This window comes from Paraburkholderia phenazinium (assembly GCF_900141745.1).
Lineage (GTDB): Bacteria > Pseudomonadota > Gammaproteobacteria > Burkholderiales > Burkholderiaceae > Paraburkholderia > Paraburkholderia phenazinium_B.
Genome location: NZ_FSRM01000001.1, coordinates 3052911 through 3079214 on the forward strand (window position 1 = coordinate 3052911; position 26304 = coordinate 3079214).

21 protein-coding genes and 1 tRNA gene are annotated in these 26304 nt (G+C 62.2%); 12 read left to right on the forward strand and 10 right to left on the reverse strand.

The genetic code is table 11. The features are described from left to right. Positions 1-138: 138 nt before the first annotated feature. A complete protein-coding gene (locus tag BUS06_RS13825; RefSeq protein ID WP_074264771.1) occupies positions 139-1284 on the forward strand; it encodes a glycerate kinase in 1146 nt (381 codons plus the stop codon). Between the two features lie 65 nt (positions 1285-1349). Beyond that, positions 1350-1802 (forward strand): MarR family winged helix-turn-helix transcriptional regulator, encoded by a 453-nt coding sequence (locus BUS06_RS13830; protein WP_074264772.1) that lies wholly within the window; start codon positions 1350-1352, stop codon positions 1800-1802. 92 nt (positions 1803-1894) lie between these two features. On the opposite strand, the gene BUS06_RS13835 is transcribed toward BUS06_RS13830, so the two are convergent. Continuing rightward, positions 1895-1981 (reverse strand) — tRNA-Leu (locus BUS06_RS13835). Positions 1982-2210: 229 nt separating this feature from the next. Between BUS06_RS13835 and BUS06_RS13840 the strand changes: the two genes are divergently transcribed. Beyond that, a complete protein-coding gene (locus tag BUS06_RS13840; RefSeq protein WP_074264773.1) occupies positions 2211-3056 on the forward strand; it encodes a squalene/phytoene synthase family protein in 846 nt (281 codons plus the stop codon). Positions 3057-3139: 83 nt separating this feature from the next. On the opposite strand, the gene BUS06_RS13845 is transcribed toward BUS06_RS13840, so the two are convergent. The 3 genes from BUS06_RS13845 to BUS06_RS13855 form a co-directional block, all read right to left on the reverse strand. Continuing rightward, on the reverse strand, positions 3140-4375 hold the full coding sequence (locus BUS06_RS13845; protein ID WP_074264774.1) for a DUF1501 domain-containing protein: 1236 nt from the start codon (positions 4373-4375) through the stop codon (positions 3140-3142). Positions 4376-4465: 90 nt separating this feature from the next. Beyond that, positions 4466-6085 carry a DUF1800 domain-containing protein gene (locus BUS06_RS13850; RefSeq protein WP_254368843.1) on the reverse strand — a complete coding sequence of 540 codons (1620 nt, stop codon included), beginning with the start codon at positions 6083-6085 and terminating at the stop codon, positions 4466-4468. Positions 6086-6298: 213 nt separating this feature from the next. Then, positions 6299-6631, reverse strand: coding sequence for a hypothetical protein (locus tag BUS06_RS13855; protein WP_074264775.1), 333 nt, complete (start codon positions 6629-6631; stop codon positions 6299-6301). Positions 6632-6859: 228 nt separating this feature from the next. Between BUS06_RS13855 and ompR the strand changes: the two genes are divergently transcribed. The 4 genes from ompR to BUS06_RS13875 all read left to right on the forward strand — a co-directional run bounded on the left by ompR (position 6860) and on the right by BUS06_RS13875 (position 10452). Continuing rightward, on the forward strand, positions 6860-7594 hold the full coding sequence (gene ompR, locus BUS06_RS13860; RefSeq protein WP_006048917.1) for an osmolarity response regulator transcription factor OmpR: 735 nt from the start codon (positions 6860-6862) through the stop codon (positions 7592-7594). A gap of 44 nt (positions 7595-7638) precedes the next feature. Then, positions 7639-8988 (forward strand): ATP-binding protein, encoded by a 1350-nt coding sequence (locus tag BUS06_RS13865; RefSeq protein ID WP_074264776.1) that lies wholly within the window; start codon positions 7639-7641, stop codon positions 8986-8988. 314 nt (positions 8989-9302) lie between these two features. After that, positions 9303-9851, forward strand: coding sequence for a peroxiredoxin (locus BUS06_RS13870; protein ID WP_074264777.1), 549 nt, complete (start codon positions 9303-9305; stop codon positions 9849-9851). Positions 9852-9927: 76 nt separating this feature from the next. Further along, positions 9928-10452 carry a carboxymuconolactone decarboxylase family protein gene (locus BUS06_RS13875; RefSeq protein ID WP_074264778.1) on the forward strand — a complete coding sequence of 175 codons (525 nt, stop codon included), beginning with the start codon at positions 9928-9930 and terminating at the stop codon, positions 10450-10452. Between the two features lie 165 nt (positions 10453-10617). On the opposite strand, the gene ispF is transcribed toward BUS06_RS13875, so the two are convergent. Beyond that, positions 10618-11097 carry a 2-C-methyl-D-erythritol 2,4-cyclodiphosphate synthase gene (gene ispF / locus BUS06_RS13880; RefSeq protein WP_074264779.1) on the reverse strand — a complete coding sequence of 160 codons (480 nt, stop codon included), beginning with the start codon at positions 11095-11097 and terminating at the stop codon, positions 10618-10620. 33 nt (positions 11098-11130) lie between these two features. Further along, the gene (ispD, locus tag BUS06_RS13885; protein ID WP_074266091.1) at positions 11131-11841 is read right to left on the reverse strand and encodes a 2-C-methyl-D-erythritol 4-phosphate cytidylyltransferase; all 711 of its coding nucleotides are present in this window, start codon (positions 11839-11841) and stop codon (positions 11131-11133) included. Positions 11842-11961: 120 nt separating this feature from the next. Between ispD and mfd the strand changes: the two genes are divergently transcribed. The 4 genes from mfd (at position 11962) to mscL (ending at position 18455) form a co-directional block, all read left to right on the forward strand. Then, positions 11962-15441 (forward strand): transcription-repair coupling factor, encoded by a 3480-nt coding sequence (mfd, locus tag BUS06_RS13890; protein ID WP_074264780.1) that lies wholly within the window; start codon positions 11962-11964, stop codon positions 15439-15441. Between the two features lie 137 nt (positions 15442-15578). After that, positions 15579-16826: an acetylornithine deacetylase gene (gene argE, locus BUS06_RS13895; RefSeq protein ID WP_074264781.1), complete on the forward strand. Its 1248-nt coding sequence runs from the start codon at positions 15579-15581 to the stop codon at positions 16824-16826. A 56-nt stretch (positions 16827-16882) separates the two neighbouring features. Beyond that, positions 16883-17905 carry a threonine/serine dehydratase family protein gene (locus BUS06_RS13900; protein WP_074264782.1) on the forward strand — a complete coding sequence of 341 codons (1023 nt, stop codon included), beginning with the start codon at positions 16883-16885 and terminating at the stop codon, positions 17903-17905. Positions 17906-17996: 91 nt separating this feature from the next. Beyond that, complete coding sequence (gene mscL, locus BUS06_RS13905; RefSeq protein WP_074264783.1) at positions 17997-18455, forward strand: large conductance mechanosensitive channel protein MscL; 459 nt, start codon at positions 17997-17999, stop codon at positions 18453-18455. A 28-nt stretch (positions 18456-18483) separates the two neighbouring features. Here the strand turns inward: mscL and BUS06_RS13910 are convergent, their stop codons facing one another. From BUS06_RS13910 to BUS06_RS13920, 3 genes are all read right to left on the reverse strand, one after another. Further along, positions 18484-20472, reverse strand: coding sequence for a hybrid sensor histidine kinase/response regulator (locus tag BUS06_RS13910; RefSeq protein WP_074264784.1), 1989 nt, complete (start codon positions 20470-20472; stop codon positions 18484-18486). A gap of 66 nt (positions 20473-20538) precedes the next feature. Then, the gene (locus BUS06_RS13915) at positions 20539-21018 is read right to left on the reverse strand and encodes a response regulator (protein ID WP_074264785.1); all 480 of its coding nucleotides are present in this window, start codon (positions 21016-21018) and stop codon (positions 20539-20541) included. Positions 21019-21162: 144 nt separating this feature from the next. Continuing rightward, positions 21163-22773 (reverse strand): sensor histidine kinase, encoded by a 1611-nt coding sequence (locus BUS06_RS13920; RefSeq protein WP_074264786.1) that lies wholly within the window; start codon positions 22771-22773, stop codon positions 21163-21165. Between the two features lie 390 nt (positions 22774-23163). Between BUS06_RS13920 and BUS06_RS13925 the strand changes: the two genes are divergently transcribed. Beyond that, entirely contained in the window at positions 23164-23664 is a 501-nt protein-coding gene (locus BUS06_RS13925; protein ID WP_074264787.1) for a hypothetical protein, read from the forward strand. Between the two features lie 114 nt (positions 23665-23778). Here the strand turns inward: BUS06_RS13925 and BUS06_RS13930 are convergent, their stop codons facing one another. Further along, positions 23779-26250 carry an AsmA family protein gene (locus BUS06_RS13930; protein ID WP_074264788.1) on the reverse strand — a complete coding sequence of 824 codons (2472 nt, stop codon included), beginning with the start codon at positions 26248-26250 and terminating at the stop codon, positions 23779-23781. Positions 26251-26304: the final 54 nt, after the last annotated feature.

The window sequence follows — 26304 nt, forward strand, 5'->3', positions numbered from 1 at the left end:
CGCCTCTTCAGTCACTCCATTCCGGCTATGCTGTTCGACGTATTCAGTCGCGCGCGGCATGCTGATAAGCTAGCGGACGCGTTGGGCTAGCGCCCGCCCGCACCGCCTCCGCACTGAATTCAACTATCAAGAGACACCATGCCGAATCTGTCGTCCGCGCCCGTCGTCGTCATTGCTCCCGATTCTTTTAAAGGCTCGCTTAGCGCCGAACAGGTGGCGCAAGCCATCGCGTCCGGCGTAGCGCGTGCGCGGCCCGATGTCATCGTACGCATCTGCCCGATGGCCGACGGGGGCGAAGGCACGCTCGACGCCATGCTGACCGGCGGCGGCGAACGCCGCGTCCTGAGCGTGCGCGGCGCCGCGGGTCCTATGCGTGAAGCAGCCACAGGGCTGACAGGCGACGGCAGCGCGATCGTCGAAACGGCCGAGATCGTGGGCATTACCGATCCTGTCGGCATGGGCGTACCGGTTGAAGCACGCAGCTCGCGCGGCATGGGCGAAGCCATTCGCGCACTGCTCGACCTCGGCGTGCGACGCTTCTTCGTGGCGCTCGGTGGCAGCAGCACGAATGACGGTGGCGCGGGATTGCTGGCAGGCCTTGGCATGAAGCTATTCGATGCCCAGGGCGAGGAACTCGAGCCGACGCCCGAGCAGCTTGCCCGATTGGCTCGCATCGACGTCTCGCAACTGGATGCGCGACTCGCCGATACGACATTCGTCGGCATGTCAGACGTGGACAATCCGCTCACAGGCGAACACGGCGCCACTGCGATCTTCGGGCCGCAGAAAGGCGTGAAACCCGAACAGATCACGAGCGTCGACGCGGCCCTCGCTCGCTTCGCCGATCTGCTCGAACCGGCTCTCCAGCGCACGGCTCGCAACTTGCCGGGCGCGGGCGCAGCCGGCGGCCTGGGTTTCGCGTTGCATATGCTAGGCGCGCAGTTCGAACCGGGCGCGGAAACGGTGGCTCGCCAGATCGGCCTTGATGTGGCGCTTGAAGGCGCAGACTGGCTGATCACGGGCGAAGGCCGCTCGGATGTCCAGACGCTGCACGGCAAGGCGCCGTTTATCGCCTGCGCGCATGCACGCGCTTCAGGCGTGCCGGCCACATTGTTGTCGGGCGCAGTGGACTCCTCCGCGCTGCCGCGCCTTGCCGAACACTTCAGCGGCTGCTTCTCGCCGGCGCCTGGCCCGATCACACTCGAAGTCGCGATTCGCGATGCCGCGCAGCTGCTCGCCAACGAAGCTGAGCAATTGACGCGTCTTAGATACGGCGTGCGTTGACCGGTGAGGCGGTTGCGGCAACAATCACAGCGCCACGATCGCTTTCACTCACCATCGGGACGACCATGAAGGCCTCCGCCAAAGCCGGGCTCGAACAGTTTCTGACATACCGTCTGCACGTATTGAACAAGCTTGCCGAACGCGGCATCGGCGAGCGTTATCAGGAGAAGCTCGGTGTGACATTGCCGGAGGCTCGCGTGATTGCGTCAGTGGGATCGTTTGGGCCGTTTTCGATCATGGACCTCGCGCGGCATGCAAACCTCGACAAGAGTCAGGCAAGCCGCGCGGCCGAAGCGCTGATCAACCAGGGGCTCGTGCAGCGCGAAGCGAGCGAAGAAGACGGACGCGTCGTGCTGATTTCGCTGACTGTTGACGGACGCGAGCTGTACCGCAAGATCATGCCGATCGCCCGCAAGTGGAACGTCGATCTGTTCGACTGCCTCAACGAGGAAGAGAAAGCGGCGTTCGGCGACGCGCTCGACCGCATTATCGAAAGCGTGCAGGCACGCGCGGAGTAACCGGGTAAGCGGTTCCGTGGCGATTGGTTGTGCGTGCAACCAGTAAGTAAAAAGCCCCGCCAGTCATCGACTGGCGGGGCTTTTTAAATACTTGGTGCGAGGAAGGGGACTCGAACCCCTACACCATTGCTGGCGTCAGGACCTAAACCTGGTGCGTCTACCAATTTCGCCATCCTCGCGCCGGGTCAAGCGCATGCGCGCCGCGCCCGATGTGTGGCTCGCCAGCGGCCGTACTTCGCCAGCAGGAGCCGGTTTGACGTACGTCCGAAAGCGTAAGCGCGAGATTCTAACCGATTGATTTGCGCTTGTCTGCATTTGCCCGACGTATGTCGATGCTACAATTTTTGGCTAATGTTCGTACGGCATACACGCCGTCCCCACCGCGCTTCAGCCCCACACTCCATTCAAGTGAATTTCGACGAATATTGCCAGCAGAAAGCGGCGCTCCCCGGTTCGAGCAGCTACTACGCGCTGCGCGAGGCGCCAGCAGGACGCCGGCCGCTCCTGACCGCCCTGTTTGCACTGCGCCGCGAGTTCGAGGAGACCGTCAAGGAAACCAGCGATCCGGCCGTTGGCCGCACCAAGCTCGCGTGGTGGCAAAAGGAAATCGCGGCACTGGCAGCAGGCGCGCCCTCGCATCCGGTATCGAAGGCGCTCACCGCTCATATGAGGGGTGGCGCGCAAGCCATGGAAGCCGAGTATCCAGCGCTGCAAACGCTGCTGGCCGGCTTCGAAATGGACCTCGACCAGGCCCGTTACCTCGATTACCCGAATCTGCGGCGCTACCTGCAGGGTGTCGGCGGCACGTTTGCCACGCTGACCGCACGCGCGACCGCGCATAACCCAGCGCAGGCTGCCGCATGGGCCGCACCGCTAGGTGAGGCAATGTTGCTGGCGCAACTGATTGCCGAACTCGGCAACGACGCGCGGCACGGGCGCATCTATATTCCGGTCGACGAAATGCAGCGCTTCAACGTCACCGCGGCAGATGTGATCAACCGCAAATACAGTGACGCGTTCACCGAGCTGATGCGCTTTCAGACGAAGCGCGCCCGCGAAGCACTGAACACCGCCCTCGCCGCGATACCTGCCGGCGAGCGGCGCACGCAGCGCACCCTGCGGGCTCAGGCCGCTCTCGCGCTGGCGTTGCTCGATGAGATCGAACGCGATGGCTACCACGTGCTGCATCAAAGCATCGCGCTCACGCCAATCCGCAAGCTGTGGGTCGCGTGGCGCGGCGCGCGCCAACGCTGAACCCGCGTCCACAACCACACAACACCAGCACACCGCATCGCCGCATCGGTCGTCAACCGGCGCTCGGCACCAGGCGCGAAATTTCACGCACGCAGCAACGGCAACGGTTCAAAGCGCTGCTGCAACACCGCCGTAGCGTCGAGTCCCCACCACGGCCCAAGCACGGTCGCATAGATCTGGCGGAAGTCGACGCCCACCGGCAAGTTGCCGCTGCCGTCCAGTTGCGTCAGCACCGGCGGCGCGCCGTACAAGCCGCCGCGCACCCGTCCACCCATCACGAAATGCGGCGCCACCGTGCCGTGATCGGTCCCATTGCTCTGATTCTCGCGCGGCCGGCGTCCGAACTCCGCGTAGGTCACGACCAGCGTATTGTCCCAACGTCCCAACTCGACCAGCGCCGACTTCATCGACGCAAAACCTTCCGCGAGCTGCTTGAGCAACGCGGCCTGCTGCCCAGGCTGGTTCTGGTGCGTGTCGAAGCCGTTGAGCGTCAGCCGGATCACCGCTACGCCCTGTCCGTTCAGCGGCTTGCCCTGCGGGGTGTCGCCAGCGGCCAGCACTTGCATCGCCGTCTTGATCGAAGTCCCAAACGCGCCCTGCGGAAAAGCGGTCTTGAGCGGAAATTGCCCTTCGCGTGGACGCAGGCGGTCGGCGGCCTTCACGATATCGTTCTCGACGTCGAGAATATGCGCGAGCTCGGGATTGCGCTCATGCAGCGACACAGGCGTCGCGAGGCGCGAAGCCTTGATGAACTGCGCCGGATTCACGAGCGCAATGGCCCGTGCGCCGTTGGCGAGCGGCCCCATCTCGGCACTACCGATCACCACGCCGTCCGCGACAAAACTCGGCGGTACCGCGTGCTGCGCGAACGCGCGAGTCAACCAGCCTTCACGAAGATATTGATCCGAGCGCGAGGCGGTGTCCCATATCTCGATAGAGCGGAAATGTGAGAGATTCGGCTGCGTATAGCTGACGCCCTGGACGATGGCCAGTTGCTGGCTCTGCCATAGCGGCATCAGCGGTTGCAAAGAGGGATGCAAGGCCGTGCGCTCGTCGAGCTGGATGACCTGCTCGCGCCTGATGCCGATGTTCTTGCGTAACTGATAGTAAGCAGGATCCGCGTAAGGGATGACTGTATTCAGTCCGTCGTTGCCGCCTTTCAACTCTACGAGAATCAGCAGATTGCCGTAACCGCCGCGCGCGAGCGTCGTTGCCGCCGCTGCATCGGACTGGCTCGCGCCCTGGGCACCGAACGCCCGCGGCAGCCAAAGGGCCGCGCCTGCCGCTGTGGTCATCGAAAGAAAATCGCGCCGTCTCATGCTGCACCTCATTCGTTTGTAGCTACGTGGAGTGCGCCGCCCGGTCCGCGCCGCTTCGATTCTTCATTTCTTTGGTTCGACAAAACTGACTTACTTCAACTGATATGCCGGATCCATCAACAGCGCTTCCAGGTAAGCGCTCGCGGTCGAATCGGTTTCGATGGCATCGACCGGAGCAATCGGCAACACCGCGTGCTGCAATTGCAGGTCAGCGGAGAGGCCCGCTTTCGCGGTTGGAGCCGTGTTGAACTGCGCGAGCCACGTGTCGATATCAAAGCGTACTCCGCCCTGCCCCACCCGCGCCATCGCGCGCTGCACCATCGCCGCCTTCGGGTCCTGGCTCATCGTGCCGTTTTGCGGACGATGCGGCGCGGCGGTCTCGGTGGCGCGGAAGATCTGCTCGACGAACTGCTTGCGTGCGAGCAGCGTCGAACTGTTGATCCACGTCGTGCCACCGGGCCAGCCCTTCACGTTGGGTGGATAGAACAGGTTCTCACCCAGATTGCGAATCTGTCCGGCGAACGGTGCCGTGTTGTCGTAGCTGATATCGAACTCGCGCAGCGCTCCCACCACGAACTCAGCGGGCGACTTCACCAGCACGCCGCGATTGCGCTCGTCCCAGAACGCATCGCTGAGGAAGAGTCCGCGTAATGCGACTTTTATGTCGTAATGACTGGCGCGAAAGCGCTCGGCAACCGCTGCGATCTGCGCCGGGTCCGGCGTATCGGAGACGAACTCGCGCCACAACTTTGTCGTGACGAAGGTGGCGGTCTCAGGACGCGCCAGCAGAATGTCGAGCACCTGGTCGCCGTCGAACGGACCGCTCTGGCCGAGTACGGTCTTGACTGCATCGTCATGCAGGTTGGCGCGCCACACGTACGCCTGGGTATCCGGATCGAGGCTCCATCCTGTGTAGGCACGCGCTGCTTCCGACACGTCCTGCTGCGTATAGTGGCCTTCGCCGAGCGTGAACAGTTCCATCACTTCGCGGGCAAAGTTTTCGTTGGGCTTGCCCTTGCGGCTGCCGGCGCCGTCGAGGTACTGCAGCATGGCCGGATCTTTCGCGACGTCGTGCAGCATCTGGCCGAAATTGCCCAGCGCGTCGCGTCTGAGCAGCATGTCCTGTTGCGCCATCTGCTGCGGATAGCCGACCTTGTCCTGGCCCGAGGTGAAATGGTTGTGCCAGAAGAGCGTCATGCGCTCGGTCAGCGGCGACGGCGTGGTCAACATCTCGCGCACCCACCATGCGCGCAACTCTTCGTAACGCTGACCGCGCGTGCGCCCTTCGGCTTGCCGCTGATCCTGCGTCCAGGCCTTGCGCTCGTCACGAGTCGGGATCGGCTCCAGGACCCACGCGGGCATCGGCGTAAAGGATTCGGTGCGCGCCGTGGACAACACCTTGTCGACTGTCTGCGCACGCGTCAGCCCGACGTATTGGGCGACTTCGGCGTTGTCCGGCGCAAATCCCACCCGTGTCAGGAAAAAGCGCGCATCATCAGCGTCAAGGAGAGCTTCGGCCGAGTCGTCGTCGGTCGCCACCGGTGCATGGTGTTTGCCGCGCTGACCATGCGGTGAAGTTGACGCGGGCGCTGTGCCGTTCTGGGCGTCGGCCACTTGCGCCCCCACCAGCGCTGCGAGCGCAACGACGGCAAAGAACAAGGTGAGCACGGGATTCGACCTGTCGCCGGTGCGCCTTAGCAGCTTTTTCATTGTCAGTCGTCCGTGGTCCGGTAGCGGTGTCGAGAAGACGCCAGCTTGGCATGCGAGTCATACGTGACACGCACGATCATCCTCTCTGGCCACTCAACGGCAGATCAGGCGGGAAAGTTGACGGGGGAAGTGAAACGAAATTTTTCACGCGCATCGCGACACGCTGCGCGTCGCACCAGGCGGTACTCGACGATGAAAACTGGGCGTAGTGCCCTAGCGTTTGTACAACTCGCGAACGGCGTCTTCGATGTGCTGACGTAGCAGACGCCGCTCTTCGGGCGTCATGTGGCCGTCGCGGCGACGCTGATCCAGATCGGGGGGAACTGCGGCACGCATCATGGCGTCTGAAGCTTGGTGATCCGGTTCGGGAGTATGCGGCTGGTGCGACAGTTTGAAGGCGCGGAAGCGCGGCGCGTGTGGGTTCGATGCCCGTTCGTCGGTGGACTGGGCATGGGCGAGCGAAGGGCCTAATGTGCCCGCGAGTGTGCCGGCCACAGCCAGCGCAATCACGCGTAGGCGCACATTCGGCCAAACCCCTCCCTTCATCTTGTTCCCTTCGTGGTGCGGCAACCGGCTATCCTAAATGCGTGTACAAACCCCGGAAAAAAAGCCGGGTGCGAATTTTAGTCGAGTGAAGTATCCACCGAACAGCCGCATTCAGTAAAGCAGTCTACGCGTCACCGCTTTACGCCATGCCACAGTGCGGGTAAATTTTGTAACTGACTGTAACCCGCGAATTGATGCAAACTCGCGCCACTTTGTAATCGCGCTAAGATGCCGACCATGGAAACCAAAAACCCTTCGAAAATCCTCGTCGTCGATGACGATCCGCGTCTGCGCGATCTTCTACGCCGCTACCTTGGCGAACAGGGCTTCAATGTCTACGTCGCCGAAAATGCGCCGTCAATGAACAAGCTTTGGGTGCGTGAGCGTTTCGACCTGCTGGTGCTCGACCTGATGCTGCCCGGCGAAGACGGCCTGTCGATCTGCCGTCGCCTGCGCGGCAGCAACGATCGCACGCCGATCATCATGCTGACGGCCAAAGGTGAAGACGTCGACCGTATCGTCGGGCTCGAGATGGGCGCGGACGACTATCTGCCGAAGCCGTTCAACCCGCGCGAACTGGTCGCGCGCATCCACGCGGTGCTGCGCCGGCAGTCGCCGTCGGAACTGCCGGGTGCGCCGTCCGAGACCACCGAGGTCTTCGAGTTCGGCGAGTTCGCACTCAACCTCGCTACCCGCACGCTGACCAAGGCCGGTCAGGAAATCCCGCTGACCACTGGCGAGTTCTCCGTGCTGAAGGTGTTCGCCCGTCATCCGCGCCAGCCTCTGTCGCGCGAAAAGTTGATGGAACTGGCGCGCGGTCGTGAATACGAAGTGTTCGACCGCAGCCTCGACGTGCAGATCTCGCGTCTGCGCAAGCTGATCGAACCGGATCCGGGCAGCCCGCGCTTTATCCAGACCGTCTGGGGTCTTGGCTACGTATTCATTCCCGACGGCGCAGCCTGAGTTTGTTCGCGCTTTCCGCTTTTGTTTTCAGATAAGAAGGGCCCATGCGGATCGACCGGCGCCTCCTGACGCTCGCGTTCGGTGGCCTTTTCTGGCGGACCTTTCTGCTGATTGCATTATTGATCGCAGTCAGTCTCGCCGCCTGGTTCCAGAGCTTCCGGGTGATCGAACGCGAGCCGCGCGCGCAGCGCGTGGCGTTGCAGCTCGTCGCGATCGTGAAGCTCACACGCACCGCACTCCTCTATTCCGATCCCGACCTGCGGCGCGCACTGCTGCAAGATCTGGAAAGCAATGAAGGAGTGCGCGTGTATCCGCGCGAAACCTCCGACAAGTACAAGCTGCAACCGGACGAGTCGTTGAACCGGCTGATCGAACACGACATCCGTGGACGGCTCGGCGACGACACGGTGATTGCGCAATCGGTCAACGACATCCCGGGCGTCTGGATCAGCTTCAAGATCGACGACGACGATTACTGGGTCGCGCTCGACCGCGATCAGCTCGATAACGCGACAGGCCTGCAATGGGCCGGATGGGGTGTATTTGCACTTGCGCTATCGCTATTTGGCGCAGCCTTCATCACGAGTCTGGTGAACCGGCCATTTGCACGTCTCGCGATGGCGGCGCGCAAGGTGGGCTCGGGGCAGTCGCCCGAGCCGCTGCCCGAGCGCGGCATGGGCGTGGCCGCCGAGACCAATCGAAGCTTCAACCAGATGGTGCAGGATCTCGAGCAGCTCGAAGCCGACCGCGCGCTGATGCTTGCCGGCATCTCGCACGACCTGCGCACCCCGCTCGCCCGGCTGCGGCTCGAAACCGAAATGAGCCCATCGGATCAGACCACCAAGGACGCGATGGTCGACGACATCGAGCAGATGGACATGATCATCGGCCGATTCCTCGATTACGCGCGACCGGTGCAAAGAGTCCCGGAACCTGTCGACCTTTCCGTGATCGCAGGAGAACTGGCGGCGCGAATTGCGTCGGAGGACGGCATGCGGCTGATCACGCGGCTGGCCCCATCGGCGGTGATCGAGGCCGACGAAACCGATATGCGGCGCGTGATCGGCAACCTGCTCGAAAACGCCCGCAAGTATGGTCTGAGCGAGGGCGACGGCATTCCGCGCGTGATCCTCGAGACGCGTGTGTCGCACTCGCGTGTCGAGCTTTCGGTGGTCGACGAAGGTCCGGGCATTCCGGAAGACCAGCTGACGCTCGTCACACGCCCGTTTTACCGCGTCGACACGGCGCGGACCCAGGCCAACGGCACCGGACTCGGCATGGCGATCGTGCAGCGACTGGTCGGCCGGTATCGCGGCGGCCTGCGACTGCGCAACCGCAGCCCAGGGCCGGGACTCGAAGTCACGATCGAATTTCCGCTCGCCAAGGGCGTCTGAGGCATCGGGAAACTCCCGGGGCCCCACGTGCTGCCAGCGCTTCGGCGCCCTCGCAGCACCCCATATTGCGGTGCATGAGCGTGCCAACCTGCCGCGCAACAGCCCTGCCGTAAACGCCGCAGAAGCGGTGGCATTTGAACAATCTATCGACGCGGTGAAGAAAAACTATCTACCTTATTAGTTAAAAACTATTGCTGCGATGCATCAATAGAGTTATAATTAAGTCTGTGTAACGTATTCGTTACAGCGAGCAGGTAGCCTGAACAGGCCGTTTTTTCCAACTCATTGGCAACCCTTCACAGGAGTATTTCCGCATGAAAACCGTTGGCGACAAACTGGAAGCTTTCACCGTCACCGCAGCCAAGCCGGGCTTCAACAACCATGAAGAAAACGGCGTGTCGGCGTTCGAAGAAATCACCGAACAGTCGTTCCCGGGCAAGTGGAAGATCATCTACTTCTACCCGAAGGACTTCACTTTTGTGTGCCCGACGGAAATCGTCGAATTCGGCAAGCTGGCTGGCGACTTCGCAGAGCGCGATGCTGTCCTGCTGGGCGGCAGCGTGGACAACGAGTTCGTGAAACTGGCATGGCGCCGTGAGCACAAGGATCTGAGCAAGCTGAACCACTACGCGTTCGGCGACGTCAAGGGCGAGCTGATCGACCAACTGGGCGTGCGCGACAAGGAAGCAGGCGTGGCGCTGCGCGCAACGTTCATCGTCGACCCGGACAACACGATCCAGCACGTTTCGGTGAACAACCTGAACGTTGGCCGTAACCCGGAAGAAGTGCTGCGTATTCTCGACGGTCTGCAAACGGACGAACTGTGCCCGTGCAACCGTGCAGTTGGCGGCGCAACGCTGTAAGCCTTGCAAGTCGAAAGCCCGCTAAGCTTGAAAAAGCCGGCGGGCTTTTTTATCGGCAACCTGATAGGAGATATCAATGGAATTCTTGTCTGCGATTAAAGCACTTGTTCCTGACTACGCTAAAGACATTCGTTTGAACCTGGACGGCACGATTGCGCGGTCATCGCTGGAGGGCACAGATGCCGTGGGTGTGGCGTTGGCTGCCGCGTTTGCGGCGAAGAGCCCGGTGATTGTCGATGCGATTCGCAATGCGGGTGTGTTGTCTCCCGAGGAAGTCAATGGCGCGCTGACGGCTGCTGCATTGATGGGGATGAATAACGTCTGGTATCCGTATGTGGAGATGACTGACAATGCGGATCTGAAGTCGCAGCCGGCGCAGTTACGGATGAATGCTTATGCTTCGCACGGTGGCGTGGATAAGCGGCGGTTTGAGATGTATGCGCTTGCGGCTTCTATTATTGGCAAGTGCCATTTTTGTGTTAAATCGCACTTTGATACGCTTGTTGCTGAGGGGATGAGTTCTACTCAGTTGCGGGATGTGGGGCGTATTGCTGCGGTTGTTAATGCTGCTTCGCAGGTTATTGTGGCTGAAGGGAAGTAATCAGGTTTTTCACTTTCTGTGGGACGCTGCGCGGGTGGGTTTTTTATGCGTGGCGTTTGCGGTTGATTTATTTGCCTGCGCGGCGCTTTGTCGCTGTTCTTGCGGTGGACCGATAACAAATCAAGGAAAGGCCAACACCGCCGCCCCGCAGGCAAAAACCCCCACTCACCCCTTAATTAACAAAACCACAGCCTGAGCCTCAATCCCCTCAGCCCTGCCCAGATACCCAAGCTTCTCATTAGTCTTAGCCTTGACATTAACCCGATCAAGCGCCAGCTTCAAATCCTCAGCAATATTAACCCGCATAGCCTCGATATGAGGCGCAAGCTTGGGCGCCTGAGCAATAACCGTACTATCCACATTCCCAATAGAGAACCCAGCCTGAGCAATCCGCGCGGCACATTCCCTCAACAGCACACGCGAATCCGCACCGGAAAACTTCGCATCAGTATCGGAGAAATGCCGCCCAATATCCCCCAACGCGGCTGCGCCAAACAAAGCATCCGTAATAGCATGCAACAACACATCCGCATCCGAATGCCCCAGCAACCCCCGGTCATAAGGCACCGTCACGCCGCCAATAATGAGCGGCCGCCCCGGTACGAGCGCGTGCACGTCATACCCCTGTCCAATTCTTAAATCCATAGCTCGAAGTCCGGTTATCAACGATGAAACTCTTCAGGAAGCCGCAGGCCGGCTCAAAATCGCCTCGGCCAGATCGAAATCTTCCGGATACGTAACCTTGAAATTGCGCAAGCTGCCCTGCACCAGGAGCGGCGCGTGGCCCAGCCACTCAATCGCGCTCGCCTCGTCCGTCAGATCATGTCCGTCCTGCTGCGCCCGCAAGATCGCCTCGCGCAACATCCCCACGCGGAACATCTGCGGTGTCTGCGCCTGCCACAAGCCGTCGCGCGACTCGGTCCGGGCAATCCGTCCACCACTGTCCGGCGCAATGCGCTTGAGCGTATCCGCCACCGGCAGCGCCATGATCCCGCCCACCGCGTCGTCCTTGAGCGCATTAACCAGCGTGCGGATCAGGAGAGCCGTGATGCCCGGGCGTGCCGCATCGTGCACCAGCACCCAGTCGTCGTCGTGCGCTCCGAACTCGGCCAGCGCGTGCAGGCCGTTCAGGACCGAGGCCTGGCGTGAAGCGCCGCCGCAGCGCCGTACCGCGAATCGCAAGCCGGAAAAGCGGCGGGCGTCGAAATGCTGGTCCTCGGGGGCGATCACTACCAGCGTCTGCGCGAACTCGCTGCAGGCGTCGAAAGCCGCCAATGAGTAATGCAACAGGTCGCGACCAGCTACAGTGCGATATTGTTTGGGCATCGCGGCGCCGGACCGGCTGCCGGTGCCTGCGCACGGAATCAGAGCAAAAAGACGTGAAGTCACTGGTGCGGACGCCGCGAAAGTCAAAGTAAAGGACGGATTTTATAATAGGTCCTTCGCATCCACGCCATGACACGCGTAAACTTGCCGCTCACGTGTGACCCACCGGCCGCCTTCTCCTCTATGCCAGACATTGCCGCATCATCGCAGTACTCCTCGCCCGTCGCGCTCGTCAAGGCCGGCCAGCGTTTCGCCTTCGACGGTACGCACGGCTCATCCGATGCCCTGCTGATCGCCCGCTATCACCTCGCCTATCGCGAACAGGTGCCGCTGCTCGCCGTCGTCTGCTCGAGCGCCGTCGACGCCCAGCGCCTCACGCAAGAAATCGCTTTCTTCGCTCCTGAGGCGCGTGTGCGCCTCCTGCCCGACTGGGAAACGCTGCCTTACGATACCTTCTCGCCGCACCAGGATCTCGTCTCCGAGCGTCTCGCCACGCTCCACGACCTCGGCGAAGGCCGCTGCGACATCCTGCTGGTGCCCGCCACCACGGCCCTGTACCGCATGCCGCCCGCCTCGTTCATGGCGGGCTACACGTTCTCGTTCTCGCAAGGCGAGCGTCTCGACGAGGCCAAGCTGAAGGCCCAGTTGACGCTGGCAGGCTACGAGCACGTCAGCCAGGTTGTGCGCCCCGGAGAGTACTGCGTGCGCGGCTCGCTGCTCGACCTGTTTCCGATGGGCTCGCCGCTGCCGTACCGGATCGATCTGTTCGACGATCAGGTCGACTCGATCCGCGCGTTCGACCCCGACACGCAGCGCAGCCTCTATCCGGTGAAAGACGTGCGCCTGCTGCCCGGCCGCGAATTCCCGTTCGACGAAGCCGCCCGCACCGCCTTCCGCAGCCGTTGGCGCGAGGTCTTCGAGGGCGACCCGAGCCGCGCCTCGATCTATAAAGACATCGGCAATGGCGTACCGTCCGCGGGCATCGAATACTACCTGCCGCTCTTCTTCGAAGAGACCGCCACGCTGTTCCACTATCTGCCGGCGGGCGCGCAACTCGCGTTCGTCGGCGATCTGGAAGCGGCCATCAAGCGTTTTACCAACGACACCAAGCAGCGTCACAGCTTCCTGGCGCATGACCGCGACCGGCCGATTCTCGAGCCGCAGCGCCTGTTCCTCTCGGACGCGGACTTCTTCACGTTCGCCAAACCGTTCGCGCGTCTTGTGCTGCCGGCCAATGCCGGCGGCGGCTGGTCCACGCCGCTGCCGGATCTCGCGATCGACCGCCACGCGGACGATCCGGTCGCGGCATTGCGCAGCTACCTCGATACGACCCAGAACCGCGTGCTGTTCGCCGCGGAATCGGCGGGCCGGCGCGAAACGCTGCTGCAATTGCTGGCTGACAACCATCTACGGCCGTCCTCGAGCGACAGCTTCAACGACTGGTTAGCCGGCGACGAACGCTTCTCGCTCGGCGTTGCTCCGCTGTCCACCGGCTTCGCGGTGCCGGCCGAAGGCATCGCTGTCATCACGGAAACCGAGCTGTACGGCCCGCTCGTACGCCGCTCCGGACGGCGCCGCCAGGAACAGGCGAGCAACGTCGATTCGATGGTGCGCGATCTGTCGGAGCTGAAGGTGGGCGACCCGGTCGTGCATTCGCAGCACGGTATCGGCCGCTATATGGGTCTGGTGACGATGGATCTCGGCGAAGGCGAAACCGAGTTCCTGCACCTCGAATACGCCGGCGAAAGCAAACTCTATGTGCCGGTCGCGCAGCTGCACGTGATCTCGCGCTATAGCGGCGCGGATCCGGAAAGCGCCCCGCTTCACTCGCTGGGCTCCGGTCAGTGGGAAAAAGCCAAGCGCCGCGCCGCCCAGCAGATTCGCGATACCGCTGCTGAATTGCTCAACCTGTATGCGCGCCGCGCGGCGCGCGAGGGTCATGCGTTCGCGCTCGAACCGCGCGACTATGTGAAATTCGCGGAAAGCTTCGGCTTCGAAGAAACGCCCGACCAGGCCGCGGCGATTGCCGCCGTGATCGGCGATATGACGAGCGGCAAGCCGATGGACCGTCTCGTCTGCGGCGACGTCGGTTTCGGCAAGACCGAGGTCGCGCTGCGCGCGGCCTTCATTGCGGTGATGGGCGGCAAACAGGTCGCACTGCTATCGCCGACTACGCTGCTGGCAGAACAGCACACGCAAACCTTCTCCGACCGTTTCTCCGACTGGCCAGTGCGCATCGCTGAATTGTCGCGCTTCAAGTCGACCAAGGAAGTCAACGCAGCGATCCAGCAGATTAACGACGGCAGCGTCGATATTGTCATCGGCACGCACAAACTGCTGTCCTCGGATGTGCAGTTCAAACGCCTCGGTCTGGTGATCATCGACGAGGAGCATCGCTTCGGCGTGCGTCAGAAAGAGGCCCTGAAAGCGTTACGCGCCGAAGTCGACGTACTGACGCTCACCGCCACGCCGATTCCGCGCACACTCGGCATGGCCCTCGAAGGCCTGCGTGACTTCTCCGTGATCGCAACGGCGCCGCAAAAGCGGCTCGCCATCAAGACCTTCGTGCGCCGCGAAGAAGATGGCGTGATCCGCGAGGCCATGCTGCGCGAGCTGAAGCGCGGCGGCCAGGTCTACTTCCTGCACAACGAAGTCGAAACGATCGAGAACCGCCGGCAGATGCTCGAAGCGCTGGTGCCCGAAGCTCGCATCGCAGTCGCACACGGCCAGATGCACGAGCGCGAACTCGAACGCGTGATGCGCGACTTCGTCGCCCAGCGTGCCAACGTGCTGCTGTGTACGACCATTATTGAAACCGGCATCGACGTGCCGAGCGCCAACACGATCCTGATTCACCGTTCCGACAAATTTGGCCTCGCACAGTTGCACCAGTTGCGCGGACGCGTCGGACGCTCGCATCACCAGGCGTATTCGTATCTGCTGGTGCACGACCCGCAGGGGCTCACCAAACAGGCGCAGCGCCGTCTCGAAGCCATCCAGCAGATGGAAGAACTCGGCTCGGGTTTCTATCTGGCCATGCACGACCTCGAAATTCGCGGCACGGGCGAAGTGCTGGGCGACAAACAATCGGGCGAGATTCAGGAGATCGGTTTCCAGCTTTATACGGACATGTTGAACGACGCCGTGAAGGCACTCAAGGAAGGCAAGGAACCCGATCTCACCGCGCCGCTCGCGGCCACCACCGAGATCAATCTTCACGCGCCTGCAATTCTGCCGGCCGATTATTGCGGCGATGTGCAGGAACGTCTGTCGCTCTACAAGCGCCTCGCAAATTGCGAACATAACGACGCGATCGATGGCATCCAGGAGGAATTGATCGACCGGTTCGGCAAGCTACCGCCGCAAGCGCACGCGCTGGTGGAAACGCATCGCTTGCGACTCGCTGCCAAACCGCTGGGGATTTCGAAGATCGATGCGGGAGAATCGGTCATCGGCCTGCAATTCATCCCAAATCCGCCGATCGACGCGATGCGGATCATCGAAATGGTGCAGAAACACAAGCACATCAAGCTCGCGGGTCAGGACAAACTGCGCATCGAAACGCGCAGCCCCGATCTGGCCGTGCGAGTGGCAACCGTGAAAGAAACGCTGCGCGCACTCGGCTCGCCGATGCGGGGTACAGCCACCGCAGCGGTACGCTGAAGCTAGCTCCGCGGGGTCAGGCAACCCACCTCCCCCTGTATGCTGCGGCGCGCAAGACGCGCCGCAGCCTGCTATTGCGCGAGCCGGGGCAGCGTTTTTTGGGTATGATCGAAAGACTTAAAAGTCGGAGCTTCGTCATGTCCCACGTCGCTGAATCAGCGCGTTCCGCGCACACAGCCGCATCGTCCGCACCCGCCGCCTCGTCTTCCACGTCCCCTGCTTCGCTTCCCTGGATCACGCGCCTCGTATCAATGGATACGGTCAGCCGCAATCCGAATCTCGGCCTGATCGAAACCGTGCGCGACGAATTGCGCGCAGCCGGCGTCGAAAGCACGCTCACGCACGACCCCAGCGGCAAATGGGCCAATCTGTTCGCCACGATCCCCGCCCATGACGGCGAGACCAATGGCGGCATCGTGCTATCGGGTCACACGGACGTGGTGCCGGTCGACGGTCAACAATGGGACAGCGATCCGTTCAAACCGGAAGTACGCGACGCCAAACTCTACGGCCGCGGCACCTGCGACATGAAAGGCTTCATCGGCGCCGCGCTCACGCTCGTGCCCGAAATGCAGCGCACGAAACTCGCCAAGCCGATTCACTTCGCGCTCTCGTTCGACGAGGAAGTCGGCTGCGTCGGCGCGCCGCTATTGATCGCAGACCTGATGAAACGCGGCATCAAACCGGACGGTTGCATCGTCGGCGAGCCGACCAGCATGCGCCCGATCATCGCGCACAAAGGCATCAACACGTACCAGTGCTGCGTGCGGGGACAGGCGGCGCATTCGTCGCTGACACCGAAGGGACTGAACGCAATCGAATACGCCGCGCGGCTGATCTGCTACATCCGCGATATGGCCGATCAGTTTCGCGAGCAAGGCCCGTTCGACGAACTGTTCGACGTGCCCTTCAGCACCGCGCAGACGAGCACCATCGTAGGCGGTAACGCGATCAACACTGTGCCCGCGGAATGCCGCTTTCAGTTCGAATTCCGCAATCTGCCTACGCTCGATCCGCAGTCGATTTTCGTGCGCATCGATCAGTACGCACGCGAAACGCTGTTGCCGAAGATGTTGCGCGAACATCCGTCCGCAGCCATCGAGATCTCGAAGATCGCGGCCGCCCCTGGGCTCGACTCGTCGGAGCAGGCAGCGATCACTGAACTGGTACGCGCGTTGACCGGGGACCAGGACAAACGCAAGGTCGCTTACGGCACCGAAGCGGGACTGTTCTCGCTGGCAGGCATTCCGGCCATCGTATGCGGCCCCGGCGACATCCAGCAGGCGCACAAGGCCAACGAGTTCGTGGCACTGGAACAGTTGGTGGATTGCGAACGCTTCCTCGCAAAGTTCATTCACAGCATGTCGGTGGAGGCTCTGACTTGAACTGAAGCAGGCCGCGCGACTCCAAAGACTAAGAACGGACGACTTCACCCCACGCCATGTCCACCGCTACGCCTCAGCACACCGACCATACGATCGACGGCGAGCCGATCCCGACGCTCGACGACATCGCCTCGCAGCATTTTGCGTTGACGCCGTGGGTCGCGCGCACGCCGGTGTTCGACAAGCTCGATTTGCCATCGCTGGAAGGCACGATGGTGAACTTCAAGTTCGAACTGCTGCAGGCGGGCGGCAGCTTCAAGACACGCGGTGCGTTCACCCATCTGCTCGCGCTCGACGAAGCGCAACGCAGTGCCGGAGTGACTTGCGTATCGGGCGGCAATCATGCGGTCGCGGTCGCCTATGCGGCGATGCGCCTCGGCATCAGCGCCAAGGTCGTGCTGTTTCGTTCGGCCAACCCGGCGCGCGTCGCGCTGTGCCGGCAGTTCGGCGCAGAGATGGTGCTGGCGGAGAACGGCGCCGAAGCGTTCGAGATCGTGCGCCGCGTCGAAGCCGAGGAAGGCCGCTATTTCGTGCATCCGTTCAACGGTTACCGCACGGTGCTCGGCACCTCGACACTCGGCTACGAATGGGCCACGCAAACGCCGGATCTGGACGCCGTGATCGTACCGATCGGCGGCGGCGGCCTTGCGGCAGGTGTGTCGACGGCATTACGGCTGGCGAATCCGCGCATCCATGTGTTCGGGGTCGAACCGGACGGTTCCGATGCGATGAGCAAGAGCTTCGCGGCCAACCATACGATCAAGATGGGCCACATGTACAGCATTGCGGATTCGCTGATGGCACCGCACACCGAGCAATACAGCTACGAACTGTGCAGACGCCATATCGACCGCCTCGTCACGGTCACGGACAACCAGTTGCGCTCGGCCATGCTGACGCTGTTCACGCAACTCAAGCTCGCCGTCGAACCCGCCTGCGCGGCGGCTACAGCGGCCCTGCTCGGTCCGCTGCGCGAGACGTTGCAGGGCAAACGCGTTGGGGTGCTGCTATGCGGGGCCAACATCGATACGGTCAGTTTTGCAGCGCACGTCGAGCGGGCTCACGCGCTTGAGTCATAGTTTCCGTAGCGCAGGCGCATCCTCAAAAGCACTACCCTATCCTCCCCACGTTGGCTATCATGGCGCCATCGACTTCAAGGAGGAAATCCCAATGAGCATGGTCAAGGAGTTCAAGGAATTTGCCCTCAAAGGCAACGTGATGGATCTTGCAGTCGGTGTGATTATCGGCGGCGCGTTTTCCACCATTGTTAATTCAATTGTCAAAGACCTGATCATGCCGGTCGTCGGACTCGCCACCGGCGGCCTCGATTTTTCCAACAAGTTCATCCGCCTGGGCGAGATTCCGGCAAGCTTCAAGGGCAGCCCCGAGTCGTATAAAGACCTGCAAACAGCGGGTGTGGCCGTATTCGGCTATGGCTCGTTCATCACCGTGCTGATCAACTTCATCATCCTCGCCTTTATCATTTTCCTGATGGTGAAGTTCATCAACAACCTGCGCAAGCCGGCCCCTGCCGAAGCGCCGCCGCCCGCTCCGACGCCGGAAGACGTGCTGCTGCTGCGTGAAATCCGCGATTCACTGAAAAACTCGCCGCGCCTGCCCCAGGCGTAGGTAAGGCATCATTCGCCAAAACTTCGCACTACGTGGAATCGGAGGCCGCGGTTTTTTCGGCCTTCACATTCGCCGCGCTCTCGATCAACTGTTCGAGCTGACCGAAATTCACAGGCTTGGTCAGATGCGATGTGAAACCGGCGCCCAGGCAGCGACGAACATCCTCGTCGGTGCCGAAGCCGGTCAAGGCAATCGCCGGCACATCCGAATGTTCGCGAAACGCCTTGATGAAATCGAGGCCGGTGCCGTCCGGCAATCCGACGTCGCTCACAATCAGATCGAACGTCACCGACTGTGTGGCCGCCAGCGCGTCGGCCACGCGGCCCACCACCGTCACCTCATGGCCGAGGCTGCGAATCAGCTGCGCCATCACCTCGGCGGTGTCCACATGATCCTCGATCAGCAGGATCGTCATGACGCCACCTGGGTAGGTCGCAGCGGGTGCCGGGACGACCGCTTCTTCAACAGGCTTCGCGGCCGTCGGCAAGGTAATCGTGAAGGTCGCGCCGCAGTGCGCTCCGGGACTCTGTGCCGTTACCGTGCCGCCGTGCACATCGGTCAGCGCCTTGGTGATAGCGAGACCTAATCCCAGACCGCCGAACTGGCGGGTCATGTTCTGATTGCCCTGTTCAAACGCGTTGAAGAGCTTGCCGATCTGCTCGGGTTCAATGCCGATCCCCGTATCCTCGATCGAGATCTGCACATGCATCCGCTCGTCGCGCGTGCGCACATAGATATGACCACCGTCCGGTGTGAATTTGGCGGCGTTGCGGATCAGGTTCCAGAGCATCTGCTGCAATCGCGCGCGGTCAGCAAGCACGTAGTGGTGCTGCGCGGCCTTGTCGACATGCACGTCCTGCTGCTTGACCTGAATCTCGCTGCGAAACAGTTCGAGCACGCTGTCGATCACTTCATGCACGTTCACGGTCTCCAGCGAGAGACGCAGCTTGCCGTTCGCCACCCGCGTGAGATCGAGCAGATCGTCGATGAGGCGCGCTTCGAGTTCGACGTTGCGGCGGATCATCAGCACGCACGAGCGCGCCTGGTCCGGCAGGTCCGGTATCATTTCGAGCACTCGCGAGCCCGCCAGCACAGGCGTGAGTGGCGTACGCAACTCGTGCGAGAGCATTGCCAGAAAGCGGTCTTTCGCACGATTGGCTTCTTCGGCGGCGTGCCGCGCAGCCTGCTCGGAAGCCAGCAGCCGTTCATGCTCCTCAATCGCTTCGCGCTGCGAATGAATGTCCGTACAACTGCCAAACCACTTGGTGACCACGCCGTCGGAATCGCGCATCGCAACGATACGCGCGTCGAACCAGCGGTATGCGCCGTCATGGCCGCGAATGCGCAGCTCATGGCGATAGTCCTCGGCCCCGCTCCTGACCGTTTTCAGCCAGCTCTGGCGGATTTCCTCGCGATCGTCGGCATGAACGGCTTCGAGCCACGCGAGGCCGTGCGAATGGCTTTCGTCGAGACCCGTGTATTCGAACCACTGCTTCGACAGAAAATCGCAATCGCCATTGGCGTCGCAGGTCAGCACGAGATGCGGCAGCGCTTCCGACAAGGTACGGTAATGCTGCTCGCGGTCGCGCAGCAGCACTGCTTCGGCCGAAGCCCGCTGTAGTCGGACCTGTGAGAGCGCCCGCTCCACAGCTTCCGGCAGATAGTCGAGGTAGTCGCCGGATTTCGGCACCACGTCCGAGACGCCGGCGCGCAACGCTTCGATCACGCGCGATTCGTCCGTGAACCCGGTAACGAGGATGGCAGGACTGCGCACGCCTTCGGCGCGCAGCCGGCGGAAGAAGTCGAGGCCAGTCTCCGGCCCGTTGAGCTGATAGTCGAGTACGAGCAGGTCCGGCTCGCCGGCCGCGATCCGCTCGCGGGCACTTTCGACGTCCGAACAGAGCGCCACGCGACAACCGGCCCGCTGCAGCGACTTGCGTGCAAGACGCAAGATGCCTTCGTCGTCATCGACGACAAGCACATAATCCGCGGGTGGCGAGGATACGTCTTCGGTCATGCTGGTTCTTTCTATGGCTGGATTTACGCTGGCGGATTTGAGGCCTGTACCGTAACGATAGGTCCCTCAGGATGCCATTAAACGCTGGCCCGGCGGCAGCTTCACCACCTGCAGGAAGAAGCCGAGGCGGCGCACCGCCTCGATGAATGCGTCATATTCGACCGGCTTCGTGATGTACACATTGCAGCCAAGTTCATAGCAGCGCTCGATTTCACGCGGATCGTCGGTTGTAGTCAGGACGATCACCGGCACCGCAGCCGTAGACGGAGAGTCCTTCAGACGGCGCAGCACCTCGAAGCCGTCCACCCGCGGCATCTTGAGATCGAGCAGCACGACGAAGTTCATCAGATCCTGGCGCGGCGGATATTTGCCGGCTACGTCCCCACTGGGCGGATCGCCGAAAAAATAATCGAGCGCCTGCTGCCCATCGGAAAACCGCAGAAAACCGTTCGAGATGCCGGCCCGGCGCAAATTGCGCTCGACGAGCGTAGCGTGGCCGTCGTCGTCTTCGATCAGGACGATGCTGACCGTTTCCCCATGTTTCATCCTGCCTCCGTGCCTGCGAATCGCCGGTGCGTGATCAGTTTATTCGTGTTTCATACTTTTCAATTTAAGCGATCCGCGGGGCAGCCCAAGGACTGCACACGAGAACCGCCTTGCTGCATGACTTGCTGCGATTCGACGCCCGCTTTACAGCCGGGCCGGCTGCTCGGGCAGCACGACGAAAAACGTCGACCCCGCGCCCTCTGCCGATTCCACCCAGACGCGTCCGCCGTGCCGCTCGGCCATGCGCCGCACCAGTGCAAGTCCAATGCCGTCGCCTTTCGCCACTTCGCCGTGCAGCCGCTGAAAGGCACGAAACACTTTGGACATATAAGCCGCCGGAATGCCAAGCCCATTGTCGCGCACATAGTAAGTTCGCGTGCGCAAGACAGGCGGCTCGCTCTCGTCCACAGGATCTGGCTCGCACGCGCCCACCTCGATACGGCCCATGCGGTCCGGATCGAGAAAGTTGAGCGCATTGCCGATCAGATTGCTGAAGATCTGCTCGATCGCGCCCGGGTCGCCCCACGCCGGCGGCAACTCGCGCACGGTGACGGAAACGCCGCGCGCTTCGATCGTGCCGGCTAACCCGTCGACCACGTGCGCCACCACCCGCCCGATACTCACGCGCTGCCACTGATATTCGAGGCGCCCGGCCCGCGAGATTCGCAGCAACGCCTCGATGATCGCGGCTGCCCGCGTCACGGCGGTCCGCAAAAACTGCAGCGATTCGCGCACGTCGCCGTCGAGGACATCGGTGAGGCGGCGTTCTTCGGCTTTCGGTAACTGCGCCGCATCGATTGTGGCGCGCAGTTCGTCGCAGGAAACCTGCAGCTCCTTGGAGAAGCCCTGCAGGTTCACGAGCGGCGAGCGCAAGTCGTGCGAGACGCTGTAGATGAACATCTCGTTGTCTTGGGTCTCCTGGCGCAACTCCTCGTTGACCCCTGCCAGTTCCTTGGCACGCGCCTCGAGCTTTGCCTTCAGGACGGTCTGGGACTGCTCGGCCGCGCGCAACCGTGCGCCGGTCTGGTGCAGTACGGCGTCGAGCGCGGCGATCTCGTCGTTGCCTGAAAGAGGTGCACTCAATGGCCGGCCATGGCCGAGGCGCTCGGCGTTCCCGCTCAGCACCTCGAGACGGCGGCCGATACTGCGGGCGAATACCAGCGCGGTGAAACCCCAGATCAGCATGGAGCCAAGCACGGCCGCGATCAGCGCATATTGCTGGCGAGCCTTGGTCTGAGCGAGCGAAGCGCTGCGCTCGGCATCGAGGCGCGACTCTTCCGCGACGAAAGCATCGAGCTGGTCGCGAAACAGCGCCACCTGGGTCGGCACCTCACCGGCTTCGAGCGCGGTGAATGCGGTCATGCTGCGCCCCTCACGCAGGCCCTTGGCGATGGTCTCGGCCTGGGCCCGGTAAGCGTCGACGGTAGCGCGCATCTGCTGCGCGCGCGTGGCCTGCTGCGGTGTGTCGACGACCAGTTGTTCGAGATGGGTCAGCCGGTCACCCAGGTCGACCCATGCCACATGACGGTCGACGAACGTGGGGTCGCCCACCACCATACCCGTGCGAACCCGCGCGGCCTGACGCAGCAGCGGGTCGATGAGCGAAGACGACTGATACAGGATCTGCTTGCTATTGGCGACCCACAGCGCGGCCTGCGCCGCCCGCTGTTGCGTCTCGAAGACGACACCGAGCAATGCCAGCTCGACGACGCTCGGCATCGCGATCAGCAGGAGACCCTTGGTAAATAGTTTCATGTGCGCCTGGTAGTCTGTCCGGACGCCGCACGGTCCAGGCGGCGGGCTGCGCTTTGCCCCCAAGCGGCGCAGGCCGCCGAACCGCCGTAGCGGAACCGGGTCATTATCGACGCGAACCCGAGATATTTCAATCTGCCGCCCTGGAAGCGCTGGACAACATAAAAATGTGTTTTTTTAATGGCGAGGCTCTCCCTTACAGGGCACCTGCGTCTATCATTGAGACAGAAGTTAGAGACTGATGCTGGGGATGCGAAAGCGCGCGGCAAGGCGATTCGGCACGATTCGTGCGGATGGGTGTGAGGCAGACTGATCGTCGAATCACCGTGAATCTGGCATTTTCGTATGCTATAAAAGATCGACGTGCGGCGGCGCGAAGCCGGGAGTGGTCGCATGAGGACGCTGCGTTTCTTGCAATTCTTTTTCAGGCGAATTTTTATGTCCTTCCCGAAAAAGCGTCGGCGCGCGAAGGTGGACGGCGATGAGTCGTTCCTCGCCGTGCTACGGCACTTCAAACCGTTCGGCCAGCTCGACACCAAGATCGCGCGGGCTCGCGCACAAGATGAGCCAGTGCTGTACGCCCATGTGCTGCCAGGTCTCGACGTCCTCCTATGCAGCGTGCGCGGTGCACAGCCGCCCTACCCGGCGCCTGCCGAACTGCGCCGGCGTTGCATTGAATCAATCGCCAATGCCCTGGAACAGCCGCTCGACGGGTTGGAAAACGGTGGTTACTGGTACGAAGCGGACGGCTTCGGCTTCCTTGTATTTGCCAGCCGCGCCCGCGGCCGGATTCTCCCGGAGTTCGGCGCCACCCGTGCGGCGGTAGGCGGTCCACGTCGCGGTGTACGGCGCCAGGATGCCGCTGGCGATGCGACGCCGCGCTCATTGCGCTGAGTCTCTTCTGATTCTGTTATGCGGCGATAAGATAAGCGGCGGGCTCATGCTCTCATGAGCCCGCCTGCTTTCCTTGTGTGCTGATACTGCCCTTCCCGCACACCTGTCTCCTGCCTAGCTCCCCTTGTACAAGGCACCGCCATTCGCCGGTGACGCGGCCGCCGGCCTGGCAGCCTTGCTTGCGCTGCTTGCCGCGGCCGGAGCCGAAGCATTCCCGTCCAGCGATATCGGCGCACGCGCCTTTTCCTTCTGCCCAGGCGCCGGCGCAGTAGGCTGCGCGCGCTCGGCCGCCAGCAATTGATTGCAGGGCAGCGGCTTGTTATTGCTCGGCGCAATCAGCGGGATCAGCGCGGCAAACGGGTTGATCAGGCCGAGGCCGACCATTGCGCCACCGCGCAGCGCCAATGCCGTCGCATTCACGCCGACGTGAGGATCCTTGAAGGTGCCTTTCACGTATAGCGGCGAGCGCAGCGAAAATACCCGGAAGCCCTTCGTGTGCGGATGCACGCCCAGGTCCATTGTCTCGTCCCGCATATTGACGTTACCGTCGATGTCGATCACCGCGTCGTCCGTATCCAGCGCGAAGACTCGCGGATTGAGCACGCCATCGGTCGCGACGAAGTCCGCTGCGGCGCAATTGATCTTGACGTCAGCCGTGCCGAACAGCTTTTCGTAGACCACGTTGGCCACGTTCAGGCCAGCGGCCTCCATCAGCAAGCGGCTCACCGTGCCGTCAGTGACCAGCGCCTTCACTTCGCCATTCGCGGTTCCGGCGAGCGCCGCCGGCGAATTGCCGGTCGCCGAAAGCGCGGCATCGCCGTTCACTTCGCCGAGTGCGCTTTGCATCGTCTTGAAGTTCGGGAACAGTTGCTTGAGTTTCAGGTGGCGCGCCGCGGTCGAGAAACGGCCCTTCAACGGCGTCGTGCTGCCATCCAGATGAATGTCCGATGAGAGCGTGCCGCCTGCCACGCCGAACGAGAGCGGTACCAGCGAGAGCACGCCGTCCGTCATCACGACGTGGGTGTACAGGTTGGTAATCGGCAGATCCGGATTCTTGATGAGCCGCCGGCCGGTGAATTTGACGTCGGCGTCGATCGCTTTCCAGCGGTCCGTGCGGAACTCCTCGACCGGCAGGGCCTTGTTGGACGGCTGTTTGGTCGCATCGCCTCGCTTGGCTTTGCTGGCGTTCGAATCGGCGCCGATCACCGGGGCGAGGTCGGAGAATTGCAGCAGGTTCGATACAAGCTCACCCTGCAGTAGCGGCCTTGGCTCGCGAGCCGTGTAGGTCAGCGAGCCGTTCAGGTCGCTGCCGCCCACCCGGCCTGTAAAATTTTCATACTTGAAGACGTTGCCGTCCTGCTTGAAATTGCCTACGAGGCGCCCTTCCGTGGCATAAGGCGGCGTGTCCGGCAATGTCACGCCCGTCAGCGAATACAGATGCGCCATGCTGGTGCCCTGCAGCCACAGACGTAAATCGACCGCAGCGAGATGGGCCGGATCCGTGATCGTGCCGACCAGCGCCACATGCAGGTCGCCGGCCTTGACGTCGGCCTGTAGCGGGAACGGCCGGTTCACGTCCTGCAGCGCCAGCAGACCGCCTAACTTGCCGGTGCCTGATACGGGCGTGTGGTTGTACGACCCCTTGGCGGTCCAGCCCAGGGCGTACGGCGGAACCGGAGGCTTGGCGCCGATGCCTACGCTGCTGGCAGGATTGATCGGCGCAGACGCGACCGATGTCATGGTCGCTTCACCCGCCCCAGGACGGCCGGCCGCCGACGCGTTCGAGCCGGCGCTCCCCGCTGTCGCGGCAGAGGCTTGCGCAGCAGCCGAGGCCGAGCCCGTAGACGACGCCTCCGCAGCCGCCGACGCCGCCGTCGCCTCCGAAGCGGTGATCGCATTCGCCTGAGCGGTCAGCTTGCTCGCCCCCTCCTTGCCAACCACCTGTGCGGAGTCCTTACGGGAGGCCGCTTCCTGTTGTTTCATTACGTCGCCGATCGGGATCGGCTGGCCAAGCGTATCGACCACGACCTGCATGTCGGTCTTCTTCTGCTCGTCCGAATAGGCAATGTTGGCCTTGGCGAATGCAATGTCGTGCAGTTCCAGCTTCCATTCCGACGGCCCAGCAGATGACTGCAGTTTGAACGTCCAATTATTGCGCCCGTCGAGCACCCGTTCGAGGTCAACCGAGGGATTCACCAGATTGATCGCCGGAATCACAATGTCATGCGCGAGCAACGGCAGCACCGCGACTTCGAAGTCGATCTCGTCGAGCGTTGCGAAGTGCGGCTGTTTGGTCCAGTCGGGATTGGCTATCGTGATATTGGCCGCCGAAAATCGTGGCCAGGGCACCCAGCCGCGCCAGCCCGTCTCACCCACCGGATGGCGCCAGCCGACTTTCAGATCGCCCTCGATGACAAACTGCCTGCCTATCGCGTCGCTGACTTTCTGGTCCACCCAGGGACGCGCGCGATTCCAGTCGAAGGTCAGGATAAAAATCGCCAATGCAGCGATCAGGACAACGATGACTGCCAGGAGCCATGCGATGATCTTGCCGATTCGTCCGCCGATCGTGCTCGACACTGCCATGAGTCACTCCATTCTTCTCAATTTGCTTATCGGACAGCAGTTAACATGCCCGGT

Coding starts and splice junctions, on each gene's coding strand:
- BUS06_RS13825 (WP_074264771.1), top strand. CDS start 139: ATGCCGAATCTGTCGTCCGCGCCCGTCGTCGTCATTGCTCCCGATTCT.
- BUS06_RS13830 (WP_074264772.1), top strand. CDS start 1,350: ATGAAGGCCTCCGCCAAAGCCGGGCTCGAACAGTTTCTGACATACCGT.
- BUS06_RS13845 (WP_074264774.1), bottom strand. CDS start 4,375: ATGAGACGGCGCGATTTTCTTTCGATGACCACAGCGGCAGGCGCGGCC.
- BUS06_RS13850 (WP_254368843.1), bottom strand. CDS start 6,085: ATGAAAAAGCTGCTAAGGCGCACCGGCGACAGGTCGAATCCCGTGCTC.
- BUS06_RS13855 (WP_074264775.1), bottom strand. CDS start 6,631: ATGAAGGGAGGGGTTTGGCCGAATGTGCGCCTACGCGTGATTGCGCTG.
- ompR (WP_006048917.1), top strand. CDS start 6,860: ATGCCGACCATGGAAACCAAAAACCCTTCGAAAATCCTCGTCGTCGAT.
- BUS06_RS13865 (WP_074264776.1), top strand. CDS start 7,639: ATGCGGATCGACCGGCGCCTCCTGACGCTCGCGTTCGGTGGCCTTTTC.
- BUS06_RS13870 (WP_074264777.1), top strand. CDS start 9,303: ATGAAAACCGTTGGCGACAAACTGGAAGCTTTCACCGTCACCGCAGCC.
- BUS06_RS13875 (WP_074264778.1), top strand. CDS start 9,928: ATGGAATTCTTGTCTGCGATTAAAGCACTTGTTCCTGACTACGCTAAA.
- ispF (WP_074264779.1), bottom strand. CDS start 11,097: ATGGATTTAAGAATTGGACAGGGGTATGACGTGCACGCGCTCGTACCG.
- mfd (WP_074264780.1), top strand. CDS start 11,962: ATGCCAGACATTGCCGCATCATCGCAGTACTCCTCGCCCGTCGCGCTC.
- argE (WP_074264781.1), top strand. CDS start 15,579: ATGTCCCACGTCGCTGAATCAGCGCGTTCCGCGCACACAGCCGCATCG.
- BUS06_RS13900 (WP_074264782.1), top strand. CDS start 16,883: ATGTCCACCGCTACGCCTCAGCACACCGACCATACGATCGACGGCGAG.
- mscL (WP_074264783.1), top strand. CDS start 17,997: ATGAGCATGGTCAAGGAGTTCAAGGAATTTGCCCTCAAAGGCAACGTG.
- BUS06_RS13910 (WP_074264784.1), bottom strand. CDS start 20,472: ATGACCGAAGACGTATCCTCGCCACCCGCGGATTATGTGCTTGTCGTC.
- BUS06_RS13915 (WP_074264785.1), bottom strand. CDS start 21,018: ATGAAACATGGGGAAACGGTCAGCATCGTCCTGATCGAAGACGACGAC.
- BUS06_RS13920 (WP_074264786.1), bottom strand. CDS start 22,773: ATGAAACTATTTACCAAGGGTCTCCTGCTGATCGCGATGCCGAGCGTC.
- BUS06_RS13925 (WP_074264787.1), top strand. CDS start 23,164: ATGAGGACGCTGCGTTTCTTGCAATTCTTTTTCAGGCGAATTTTTATG.
- BUS06_RS13930 (WP_074264788.1), bottom strand. CDS start 26,250: ATGGCAGTGTCGAGCACGATCGGCGGACGAATCGGCAAGATCATCGCA.